This is a genomic window from Halovenus carboxidivorans (assembly GCF_009831575.1).
GTDB classification, from domain to species: Archaea; Halobacteriota; Halobacteria; order Halobacteriales; family Haloarculaceae; genus Halovenus; species Halovenus carboxidivorans.
The window spans coordinates 37,794-49,023 of the sequence record NZ_WUUT01000002.1; the positions used below are offsets into that span (position 1 = coordinate 37,794).

The window sequence follows — 11,230 nt, forward strand, 5'->3', positions numbered from 1 at the left end:
TCAGTATTGATGGTTTCAGCCCCTCGAATCCGTGTCGACGTGGATGCCAGTCTGGACTTGACGGGGACCGTCCTCACCTATCTGGCGGTCCCGCTTTGCTTTCCGCTCGCGGTCGCCGTCTACTACGGCGATCCGATCGGCCCCTTCGCCGCGGCGATTGCGGCGACACTTCTCGTCGGGGGCGGAATGGATCTGCTGGGCGACGAGGAGACGAATCTCGGGCCGCGGGAGGCATTTCTCGCGGTCGCGTTGATCTGGTTTCTCGTCGCCGCAGTCGGTGCGATTCCGTTCGTCGTCGCCGGCAACGGGACGACGGCCAGCCCGATCAACGCGCTCTTCGAGTCGATGAGCGGACTGACGACGACCGGCGGGACGGTGTTTCAGGACTTCTCGGTGCACTCCAGGTCGATCCTGATGTGGCGACAGCTCATCCAGTGGCTCGGCGGGCTGGGAATCCTGATCCTCGCGACGGCGGTGCTCTCCTCTGTCGGCGTCGGTGGGGCACAGCTGATGGAGACCGAGACACAGACCCACGACATGAACAAGCTGACGCCGAAAATCTCCGAGACGGCGCGGCTCATCTGGGGACTGTACGTCGGGATCACCGGCCTCGCGATCCTCGTCTACTTCTCGCTCGGGCTGGTCGGTCTCGCCCCGAACATGGATCTGTACAACGCTGTCGCACACGGGTTCACCTCCGTCGCAACGGCCGGGTTCTCCCCCGAACCGGACAGCGCCGGGGCTTTCGCGCCGGTCGTCCAGTGGGCGATGATCCCGTTCATGCTCGTCGGATCGACGAACTTCGTGTTGCTGTATCTGTTCATCAACGGGCAGCCGATGCGGCTGCTGCGCAGCGAGGAGTTTCACTTCTATCTCGGCTCGGTCGCTGTGTTCACCGCCATCGTCGGGAGTGCGCTGGCCGTCGATCCCACGATCACGTTCACCGCCGAGGCGACGGTTCGACACGCGCTGTTCAACATCGCCTCGATAATCACGACGACGGGCTACGCCAGCACCGACTACACCCTCTGGTCGGCGGCGGGCCAACACATGATCTTTCTGGGGATGTTTCTCGGGGGCATGGTCGGGTCGACGACCTGCTCGATCAAGTCGCTGCGGTGGCTCGTCGCGCTGAAGTCGCTGCGACGGTCGCTGTACACGAGTATCCACCCCGAGGCCGTTCGCCCGGTCCGCATCTCCGACAATCCCATCGGCGAGGAGACGATCCGAGACATCTACGCGTACCTGCTGTTGAGCCTCGTCATCTTTTTCGCCCTGACCGTTTTCATCGTGGTCGACGCACAGCGGATCTCCGGGTTCACCGTCTCGGAGTTCGACGCGATGGGGGCGGCGGCCTCGACGTTTCTGAACATCGGTCCGGCCTTCGGCGCGGCCGGCCCGTTCGGCACCTACGACATCTTCCCGACGAGCACGAAAGTCGTGATGATCCTGTTGATGTGGATCGGTCGGATCGAGATCATCCCCGTGCTGGTCCTGTTCACGAAGGCGTTCTGGACCTCCTGATCAGGTGAACTGGCGCTCGAACTCCCGGAGCGCCTCGCTCGTTCCGACCACGATCAGTTCGTCCCCCCGCGAGATCTCCGTCTCGGGTCCGAGTTCGGTCCGGGTCTGCTCGCCGCGTTCGAGCGCGATCACGGTACAGCCGGTCCGCTCCCGGACGTTGGCGGCACCGAGCGTCGTCCCGACGATACCGGGAGCTTCGAGGCGTCTGATCTCGACCTGTTGGTCGACCGAAATCCGGTCGTGGTCCTCCAGCAGATACGACGAGGAGAGTCGGCCGGTCACGGTCGCGAGCGAGAGCACGTAGTCAGCGCCCGCACGGTAGGTCTTCGAGACGTTCGCGTCGTCGTTGACCCGAGTGATGATCTCCGTTTCCGGCGCTGTATCGCGGATCACGAGCGTCGCGAACTCCGTCATCGTGTCGTTGGGCAGCGCGAGCACGGCGGTCTGAGCCTCCTCGATGCCGGCCGCGTCCAACGTGTCCGTCTCCGTCGCGTCCCCGACCACGTCTACGGACGCACCCTCTTCGACGTCGATTACCGTGTGTTCGATGTCGGCGTCGGAGAGCGTTTCAGCGACAGTCTGACCGACGGCCCCGTAGCCGACGACGACCGTCTTCCCGGTTCGGAACTCCCGGACCGACGACTGTGTCATCTCCACGAGATCCGTGAGCTGGTCCGGGCGACCGGAGACGAGCAGAACCGTCCCCGCGGGCAAGGTCGTCTCCGGTGTCGGCGACGGGATGAACTCCCCGCGCATCCACGCCCCGACCACGTTGACCCCGGACTGCTCCCGGATGCCGCTGTCGGCCAGGGTCAGACCCGCCAGGTCACTTCCGTGGTGGATCGACACCTCGACGAGTTCGAGGTCGCCGTCGATCTCGACGGCCTCGTCGACCTCCGAACGCAGTGCCGTCGTAACCTTCTGTGCGAGACTCCGGCCGAGCAGTCGCCGGGGGGAGAGCACGTGATCCGCTCCCGCCAGGCGGTGGTATTTCGCCCGGTCCGGCTCCTCGACGACGCTGACGACCGGCACCTCCGCTGCGACCTCCTTGGCGGCCAGCACGATACTCGCGTCGACCTGATCGGAGACGTCCGCGAACAGCGCTCGGGCCTCCGGTAGCCGCGCGGTCCGGAGTCCGGCGGCCGACTCCGGATCCGCTCGTACGACGCGGTGGCCGTCCTCCGAGAGTTCGTCCGCGCGCTCCCGGTCGGGTTCGACGATCACGTACGGGACGTCCTGTGAGTCGAGTTCGTCGATCAGTTCGTGAGCGCGGGAGGTAGACGAGCAGATCACGACGTGATCGTCGAGATCCTCATCGAGGGTCGTGGGTGCGGAGGTCGACAGCGCTTCCTCCAACACCGGACCGACGAAGACGGGGAGCGTCCCGACGAGCAGCGCCATCCCGAGCAGATCCGTCACGGCGATATACAGCTGCATCTCGGGGCTGTTCCAAGGTGCGTCGCCACCGAAGCCGGTCGTCGTGAACATCTCGACGGCAAACTGGAAGGAGTCGATGAACGTCTTCGGCTCCCCCTCGTAGGTCCGCATCCCGTACTGGTAGCCGAGTGTCGTCAGCAGCAGCGCTACCCCGACGAATCCGAGATAGCCGAGCGCTCGGCGTTTCCAGCTGTCCATACCGGCAGGATGCCGTCACGAGGTAAAAGTGTACGACTCTCGGCCTACCGTCGCCAGAACGCTCCGGTAAAGAGCGCCAGCACGGGGATGATCTCCAGCCGGCCGATCCACATGAAGAAGATCATCAGCAGTTTCGACGTGTTCGGGAAGGCCAGATAGCTCCCGAACGGGCCGACCGGTCCGAACCCGGGACCGATGTTACCGACCGTCGCGAGACTCGCGCTCAGGGCGTCGATAGGCGCGAGCGAGAGATCCGCCGTCCGTCCCGCGTCGACGGCGAAGACGACCATTCCGACGGCGACTAAAACGAAGTACAGGAGCGTGAAGGCCAACACCCCTCTGATCGCCTCCTCGTCCACGATGAACTCCCCGAGACGGATCGGCTGGACGGTGTCGGGGTGGGCGGCCGTGTCCAACTGGCGTTTCGCGGCCTTGGCGACGATCAGCCAGCGGACGACCTTGATCCCACCGCCGGTCGACCCCGCGGAGCCGCCGATGAACATCGCAAAGAGCAGCAACACCTGCGCGCCGGTGTCCCACCGAGCGAAATTACTCGTCGCGTATCCGGTCGAGTTCATCAGCGATCCGATCTGGAACGCCGCCTGTCGCGCCGCGTTTTCGAGGTCGCCGGCAGTCACTCCGCCGAGGTCGCCCAGCGCCGGTGCGGAGCCGGCATAGAGCAGTCCGGCGAGAACGACCGTGATCGTCACCAGTGCACCGAGATACGTCCGGAACTCGGGGTCGTTCGTCACGAGACCGAACTGGCCGTTGCGCAGATACCAGAACAGCGCGAAGTTCGTTCCCGCGACGACCATGAACGGGATAACAGCCCACTGAACGACCGGCGAGAAGGCCGCGATGCTCTGACTCTCCGGCGAGAATCCGCCCGTCGGCAGCGTCGAAAATCCGTGGGCGATAGCGTTGTACAGATCCATGTTCGGGGCGAGACCAGCGTAGTGCAGGACGGTCATCAACACCGCGAAGAGGACCGTGAAGCCGAGATAGAACAGCCAGAGGACGCGGGCGGTCTGGGCGATTCGGGGGGTGAGTTTCTGTAGCTCCGGGCCCGGGGCCTCCTGTTGCATCAATTCCGCGCCGTTGACCGCAATTTCCGGGAGGATGGCGATCATCAGGACGATAATCCCCATGCCGCCGAGCCACTGGGTGAGCTGTCGCCAGATCATGATCGCGTGTGAGTGCTGGTCGGTCGAGATTTCGCCAAGCACCGTCGCGCCGGTCGTCGTGAACCCACTCATCGACTCGAAAAGGGCGTTGACCGGGTGTGCAATCGTCCCCGTGCCGGCGATGAGGTACGGAACCGCACCGACGATCGCAGCCCCCAGCCACGCGAGCGCGACGAGCAACAGCGCCTCCGGCGGCTTGATGTCGTCGTCGCTGTCGAGTTGTTCGAGTGCGGTGCCGACGGCGACGGCGACAGCCATCGAAGCGAGAAAGACCAGCGTATCCTCGCCGTAGACGAGACTCGTAATCAGTGGCACGACCATCGCGACGGCGAGCCACTTGATGACTGTGCCCGTCAGTGCGACGCTCTGACGCCAGTCGACGTAGGTTACCACCGGCGATCACCTCGGTCCCCGACTCGGAGCGAAAGTCGCTGCACACCAGATACGGATTTGCCGCTGTACTTATTTTTACTCACTCGCGGCGTCCGCGACCCGATCCCTCGCTGAGCGGAATACATTTACGGCGACAGCGAGCCATCGTCAACCATGGCCGACCAGACCCGCGACCTGCTCGAACACGTGCTCCTCCCGCTCGCGAACGAGGAAGACGCGATCCGAACGGCGAGCGCGCTCGAACCGTACGACCCCGAGAGGGTAACCGCCCTGCACGTCGTCGAGAAAGGCGGGGGCGTCCCCGACAAGACGCCCGTCGAACAGTCAGAAGAACTGGCAGAAGAGGTCTACGCCGCCGTGCGAACGGTCTTTCCCGACGCGGTCGAACACACCGCCTACAGCCGCGATGTCGTCGACGCCATCTTCGAGGCGGCCGAACAGGTGGACGCGAGCGCAATCGCCTACCAGTCCCGCGGCGGAAGCCGTCTCGTGCAGTTTCTCTCCGGCGACCCGTCGCTGAAACTCGTCACCGAGTCCGACCGCCCGGTGATCGCGCTGCCGCGTGTCGAGTCGGCGGAGTGACCGGGCCGAAACGTGGGGATTTTAAGCGCTCGTATCAAATCGTCCGCAAGGTCGATATCTATGGAGATGCCACGACGGATGAACACGTACTGTCCGCACTGTAACGAACACCACGAACACGAGGTCGAGAAGGTCCGCTCCGGTCGCTCGTCGGGGATGAAGAAGGTCAACGACCGCCAGCGCGAGCGCCAGTCCGGCATCGGGAACGACGGCAAGTTCTCGAAGGTGCCCGGTGGCGACAAGCCGACGAAGAAGACTCAACTGAGCTACCGCTGCAGTGAGTGCGGCAAAGCTCACCAGCGTGAGGGATGGCGCGCCGGCCGACTCACGTTCCAGGAGTAACAATGCCAGGAAGCTTCCACAAAGTCGCGTGTCCGGACTGTGACAACGAACAGATCGTCTTCGGGAAAGCCGCGAGCACCGTCGCGTGTGCGGTCTGCGGGCACACGCTCGCCGAACCGACCGGCGGTGAGGCGATACTCGAAGGCGAGGTCGTCGAGACCGTCGAGGCCCGATGAAATACAGCGGCTGGCCCGAATCCGGCGAACTCGTCGTCGGTCGCGTCGACGAGATCGAGGACTTCGGCGTGTTCGTCGATCTGCTCGAATACGAGGACAAACGCGGCCTCTGTCACATCAGCGAGGTCGCCTCCGGCTGGATCAAAAACGTCCGCGATCACGTCAACACCGACCAGCGCGTCGTCGCGAAGGTGTTGGATGTCGACGAGAGCGCCCAGCAGATCGATCTCTCGATCAAAGACGTCAACGACCACCAGCGCAAGGAGAAGATCCAGGAGTGGAAAAACGAGCAGAAAGCGGACAACTGGATGGAGATCGCTTTCGGCGAGGAGATCTCAGACGAGGAGTACTCGGCGGTCGCGAACAGCCTCCTCGCGGAGTTCGCCTCGCTGTACGACGGCTTCGAGCAGGCCGCGATCCACGGCCGCGAGGCGCTCGAAGACGTGGATCTGGACGACGACCAGATCGACGCCATCGTCGAGACCGCACGCGAGAACGTCTCCGTCCCGTACGTCACCGTCAGTGGCTACGTCGATCTCACCTGTCCCGCCGGCAACGGCGTCGACGCCGTCCAGGAGGCGCTCCAGGCCGCCGAGGGCAACGGTGAGATTCCCGAGGAGGTCGATCTGAAGGTCACCTACGTCGGCGCGCCGGAGTACCGCATCGAGGTGCAAGCGCCCGATTACAAGACCGCCGAGGATCAGCTAGAGGCCAGCGCCGAGCGCGCGAGCGCGCGGATCGCCGAGCACGGCGGCACGGGCGAGTTCCACCGCGAACGACGCTCCGACGACGAGTAATCGGATTCAGCGAACGCATCGGACATGAAATCGGATATTCGCGTCTGTTCTGCCTGGGAGTCGGCCCACGAGCGGCCGGTGTACACGCTCGGCGAGGAGTGCCCCGACTGCGGTGCGGAGGCCGTCAACAGCGCCCCTGCGCCGTTCTCGCCGGAGGATCCATATGGGGAGTATCGACGCGCTCTTAAGCGGCGCAACCGGGAATGAGTGTATGGACGAATTCGAGGTCGAAGCAGTCGGGGAGCCAGACCTAGCAGATCCAGTGTTCGTCGAGGGGTTACCGGGTGTCGGTCACGTCGGAAAGCTCGCAGCGGAGCATCTCGTCGAGGAACTCGACGGTGAGTTAGTCCGGCGGATCTACTCGACACACCTGCCGCCACAGGTCAGCGTCGAGGAGGGCCGGACCCAACTCGCGAGCGCGGAGATTCACGCCGTCTCCGTCGACAACGTGGATCTGCTCGTACTGACCGGCGACCACCAGGCACAGGACACCGTCGGCCACTACGGTCTGACCGACGCGGTGCTGGACGTCGCGGAGGAGTTCGGCGCGAGCAGGCTGTTCGCGCTGGGCGGTGTCCCGACCGGCGAACTCATCGAGGAGTACGACGTCATCGGCGCGATCAACGACGACGACCAGCGCGAGGAACTCGAAGGCGTCGGCGTCGAGTTCCGCGGCGACGAACCCGCGGGCGGGATCGTCGGCGTCAGCGGACTCCTGCTCGGCCTGGGCGAGCGCCGGGACCTCCCGGCGGCCTGTCTGATGGGCGAAACGAGCGGCTATCTGGTCGATCCGAAAAGCGCACAGGCGGTGCTGGAAGTGCTACAGGAGATTGCCGGCTTCGAGGTCGATTTCAGTTCGCTAGAGGATCGGGCCGACGAGATGGAGGAAGTCGTCCGGAAGATTCAGGAGATGGAGCAGGGAACGCCGACGCCGTCGGACGAGGACCTGCGGTACATCGGTTGACCGGCGTCGCGGTGACTGCTCGACGAGGAGAACGGAGAAGACGCCGGGTCGTTACGCGACGAGTTCTTCCTGGCCGCGCTCGACTTTGATCCGGCAGGGCGGCGTGATCTTGTTGTACGCGCGGCGGTAGGCTTCTTTCACGGCCTCGGCCTGATCGACGTCACAGTAGGCCGTGAAGAGTCGCTCGCCGGCCTGGATCCGCGCGGCGGTGCCGACGATCTTTCCGAAGGCCTGTCGCATCCCGTCGGAGACACGGTCCGCACCCGCACCGGTCGCCTGCTTGTTCTCTCGGAGCACCTGGTGGGGGAACTTCCGGAGCACCATCTTGTAGTTGTTCTCGCCGAGTTCCTGGATGAGGTATCGGTTCGCCGACAGACGGGAGGCTTCGAGAGAGCCGTGTCGGATCTGGACGGTCTCTTCGACCACCAGCGAGATCTGGACCGGGTAGTCCTCGGGCTCTGTCTGCTTGTCGCCCATCTGGTGCTGTGCGATCTTCGAGCCGGGAATACCCGTGATGTACTCCCGTCGCGTGTACGCGGGCTTGTCGATGTCCCGGTACATCGAGGCTGGCTTCTCAGACATAATTTGCTCTTAACCGAACGTGGCCAACAGCGAGGATAAAGCCTTCGGAGTCGGCCCGTCCCCGACGGCGGTTGTGGCGGGCAAATGTCCCCAGAAACGAACATGACGGTGACAGCACACGTACTACCCACCTTATGTAGGGAGAGCCCTAACACGTAGATATGAACATGCTCGTCGACGGCGAGTGGCGAACCGACGCCTACGAGACAACGAACGAGGACGGGGAGTTCGAGCGCCAGGAGACGGCGTTCCGAGACTGGATCCGCGACGACCCCGACGCGCGCTTCCAGCCGGAAGCCGGACGGTATCACCTCTACGTCTGCTACGCCTGTCCGTGGGCCCATCGGACGCTGTTGATCCGGAAACTGAAGGGGCTGGAAGACGCTATCACCGTCGATTACGTCGACCCGTTCCGCGACGAGGGCGGCTGGCAGTTCACCCCCGAGAAGGAGGGCTGTACGCCGGACACCGTCAACGGCAGCGACTACCTGCGGGAGGTCTACCAGGCGGCCGACCCGGACATGACCGGCCGGGTGACCGTCCCGGTGCTGTGGGACAAACAGGGGGAGACGATCGTCAACAACGAGTCCGAGGAGATTCTGCGGATGCTCGACACCGAGTTCGACGACGTTGCGAGCCGCGACGTGGACCTCTACCCCGAGGGCTACCAGGAGGAGGTCGACCGGATCATCGACGAGATCTACGAGCCGATCAACAACGGCGTCTACCGCACCGGCTTCGCCAAGTCACAGGCGGCCTACGACGAGGCCGTCGAGGAACTGTTCGACGCCCTAGACCACTGGGACGATGTGCTGGCCGACCAGCGCTATCTCGCCGGCGACCGCCTCACCGAGGCGGACATCTGCATGTTCACGACGCTGGTCCGGTTCGACCAGGTCTATCACACTCACTTCATGTGCAACAAAAAACAGATCCAGCAGTACGACAACCTCTGGCCGTACCTCCGTGACCTGTACCAGACCGACGGCGTCGCCGAGACGGTCAACATGGACCACATCAAGGAGCACTACTACACCACCCACCCCGACGTGACGCCGACGCGGATCATCGCCGCCGGGCCGGACCTCGATTTCGAGGCCGACCACGACCGGGACGAACTCCCCGGCGGCCCCCCGGAATCGCTCCTTCCGGCCTGACTCACTCGATCACCGCGCGCAGACTCGATTCTGGGTTCTCGAGGAAGGGAAACACCGTCCCGAGTACCGCCCCGTAGAGGACGTGCCAGCTCAACAGCGTCCCCGTCACGTACGGCATCGTCGGCGGATCGACCAGTCCGACGAACTGCGCCCACGCCGGCAACACGAACCCCGTCGCCATCACGGCGAGCAGCAGGCCGAAGATGATCCCTGCGAGGATACTCTTCCACAGCCAGTTCGTGATACCGACGATGCCGGGATCCGAGAGCACGCCCGCGAAGACGAGTCCGAACAGCGTGCCGTGGACCACGTGTGCGAACACCCCCGCGACGAGCGAGCCCTCCAGTCCGTACATCCCCGCAATCGTCTGGCCGAACAGCTCCGGCTCGACGGGCAGAATCACCAGCATCGTCGCGAGCGTCGCGAGAAATCCCGCGAGCGCGCCGCCTCGCCACGCCACCGGGACATCGAACTCCGAGTCGCTGTCGATGTCCCGCCCGTAGTGATCGCTGATTGCCATGTTGTGACGTGTAGTATGGCCTGGATAACAAAATAATTAATCATGATAGATGCGGGAGTACGGCGGGAACCGCCGAGCAGTCCCGACCCTGATCGGCGACCGAATTATTACGGGTCGCTGCGTGGCCGGAGACATGAGCGATCGACAGCTCAATCCACAGACAGAAGCGCTCCTCGAGACGCTGGGTGAGGGAATCACGCCGCCGACGTACACGCTGTCGGTCCCCGAGGGCCGGGAGATGTTGGACGACCTGTTCGAGGTGACCGACCCGGAGGCGGTCGGCGAGGTAATGGACACGGAGATTCAGGGCCCGGACGGTCCGATTCCGCTCCGGATCTACGCGCCGGAGGGCTCCGGTCCGTTTCCGGTGCTGGTCTTCTTCCACGGCGGCGGCTGGGTCCGGGGCTCGCTGGACGGGTACGACGGACTCTGTCGGCGGCTGGCGAACCGCAGCGAGGCGATCGTCGTCTCGGTCGATTACCGGCGTGCGCCGGAACATCCGTTCCCGGCGGGATTCGAGGACTGTTACGCCGCGACGGAGTGGGCCGCCGAATACGCCGCCGAACTGGGCGGCGATCCGGATCGGATCGCCGTCGGCGGCGACAGCGCCGGGGGCAACCTGACCGCCGCGGTGACGCTCGCGACCCGGGACAGAGACGGACCCGACCTCGACCACCAACTGCTGATCTATCCGGCGACGAACTCTCCGCTGGTGCAGTGGTTCGACTCCTACGACGAAAACGAGTCGGGGTATCTGCTGGAACTGGACAGCGTCGAGTGGTATCTCGACCAGTACGTCGACGACGCCGACCACGGCAACCAGTACGCGTTCCCGTTGCGGGCGCGGGACCTCTCCGGACTGCCGGAGGCGACGGTCATCACCGCCGGGTTCGATCCGATCCGCGACGAGGGCATCGCCTACGCCGACCGACTCGCAGAGGACGGGGTCGACGTCGAACACATGCACTACGAGTCACAGATCCACGCCTTCGTCAGCCTCTACGAACACCTCGACGACGGTGCCGAAGCGATCGACCGGATGGGCGAACGCCTCCGGTCGGCCTTCGAGTAGCGCCGGGGGTCCGTGACTCTCCGGCCGGGGACCGAATGTAGGCGGCGTTTACTAAAACAGCTACAGAGTATAATCCGGCTGGAGGAAATGAACGCACAGCCAGGCCGATACCGTTCGACGGGGGATACTGACCGACAGGCGGGACGTACCGAACCCGACAGCAGTCCCGCAGAGGGGGGACGGTGCTACGAGTGTCTGGACTGTGGACGAGCGTGTGAGACGTTCACTGAGGGATGTCCCGACTGCGGAGCGTGTCAGTTTCGGACGACGGCTCCGGTAGCGAGAGACAGGCCTGAGTCGCG

Annotated in this window: 13 protein-coding genes; 9 read left to right on the forward strand and 4 right to left on the reverse strand. The window is 64.4% G+C overall.

All coding sequences use genetic code 11. The features are described 5' to 3' along the window. Nucleotides 1-9 precede the first annotated feature (9 nt). The gene (locus tag GRX03_RS05670; protein WP_159763247.1) at nt 10-1,524 is read left to right on the forward strand and encodes a TrkH family potassium uptake protein; all 1,515 of its coding nucleotides are present in this window, start codon (nt 10-12) and stop codon (nt 1,522-1,524) included. Here GRX03_RS05670 and GRX03_RS05675 read toward each other — a convergent pair whose 3' ends face one another. Further along, nucleotides 1,525-3,159, reverse strand: coding sequence for a potassium channel family protein (locus GRX03_RS05675; protein ID WP_159763248.1), 1,635 nt, complete (start codon nt 3,157-3,159; stop codon nt 1,525-1,527). It lies immediately after the preceding gene. Nucleotides 3,160-3,203: 44 nt separating this feature from the next. Then, a complete protein-coding gene (locus tag GRX03_RS05680) occupies nt 3,204-4,736 on the reverse strand; it encodes a TrkH family potassium uptake protein (protein ID WP_368278077.1) in 1,533 nt (510 codons plus the stop codon). 153 nt (nt 4,737-4,889) lie between these two features. Here GRX03_RS05680 and GRX03_RS05685 point away from each other — a divergent pair, with 153 nt between their 5' ends. The 6 genes from GRX03_RS05685 to GRX03_RS05710 are packed head-to-tail and all read left to right on the forward strand — an operon-like array spanning nt 4,890 to nt 7,597. Continuing rightward, the gene (locus GRX03_RS05685; protein WP_159763249.1) at nt 4,890-5,318 is read left to right on the forward strand and encodes a universal stress protein; all 429 of its coding nucleotides are present in this window, start codon (nt 4,890-4,892) and stop codon (nt 5,316-5,318) included. 60 nt (nt 5,319-5,378) lie between these two features. Continuing rightward, nucleotides 5,379-5,660 carry a 50S ribosomal protein L44e gene (locus tag GRX03_RS05690; protein ID WP_159763250.1) on the forward strand — a complete coding sequence of 94 codons (282 nt, stop codon included), beginning with the start codon at nt 5,379-5,381 and terminating at the stop codon, nt 5,658-5,660. 2 nt (nt 5,661-5,662) lie between these two features. Beyond that, a complete protein-coding gene (locus tag GRX03_RS05695) occupies nt 5,663-5,836 on the forward strand; it encodes a 30S ribosomal protein S27e (protein ID WP_159763251.1) in 174 nt (57 codons plus the stop codon). Then, on the forward strand, nt 5,833-6,633 hold the full coding sequence (locus GRX03_RS05700) for a translation initiation factor IF-2 subunit alpha (protein ID WP_159763252.1): 801 nt from the start codon (nt 5,833-5,835) through the stop codon (nt 6,631-6,633). Before GRX03_RS05695 ends, GRX03_RS05700 begins: the two co-directional genes overlap by 4 nt. Before the next feature lie 24 nt (nt 6,634-6,657). Beyond that, a complete protein-coding gene (locus GRX03_RS05705) occupies nt 6,658-6,840 on the forward strand; it encodes an RNA-protein complex protein Nop10 (protein WP_159763253.1) in 183 nt (60 codons plus the stop codon). A gap of 4 nt (nt 6,841-6,844) precedes the next feature. Further along, on the forward strand, nt 6,845-7,597 hold the full coding sequence (locus tag GRX03_RS05710; protein ID WP_159763254.1) for a proteasome assembly chaperone family protein: 753 nt from the start codon (nt 6,845-6,847) through the stop codon (nt 7,595-7,597). 51 nt (nt 7,598-7,648) lie between these two features. Here the strand turns inward: GRX03_RS05710 and GRX03_RS05715 are convergent, their stop codons facing one another. After that, the gene (locus GRX03_RS05715) at nt 7,649-8,179 is read right to left on the reverse strand and encodes a 50S ribosomal protein L16 (protein WP_159763255.1); all 531 of its coding nucleotides are present in this window, start codon (nt 8,177-8,179) and stop codon (nt 7,649-7,651) included. Nucleotides 8,180-8,340: 161 nt separating this feature from the next. On the opposite strand from GRX03_RS05715, the gene GRX03_RS05720 reads away from it, so the two are divergent. Further along, nucleotides 8,341-9,336: a glutathione S-transferase family protein gene (locus tag GRX03_RS05720; protein WP_159763256.1), complete on the forward strand. Its 996-nt coding sequence runs from the start codon at nt 8,341-8,343 to the stop codon at nt 9,334-9,336. Nucleotide 9,337: 1 nt separating this feature from the next. On the opposite strand, the gene GRX03_RS05725 is transcribed toward GRX03_RS05720, so the two are convergent. After that, nucleotides 9,338-9,856: a hypothetical protein gene (locus GRX03_RS05725; protein ID WP_159763257.1), complete on the reverse strand. Its 519-nt coding sequence runs from the start codon at nt 9,854-9,856 to the stop codon at nt 9,338-9,340. A gap of 133 nt (nt 9,857-9,989) precedes the next feature. On the opposite strand from GRX03_RS05725, the gene GRX03_RS05730 reads away from it, so the two are divergent. After that, nucleotides 9,990-10,928, forward strand: coding sequence for an alpha/beta hydrolase (locus GRX03_RS05730; RefSeq protein WP_159763258.1), 939 nt, complete (start codon nt 9,990-9,992; stop codon nt 10,926-10,928). Nucleotides 10,929-11,230: the final 302 nt, after the last annotated feature.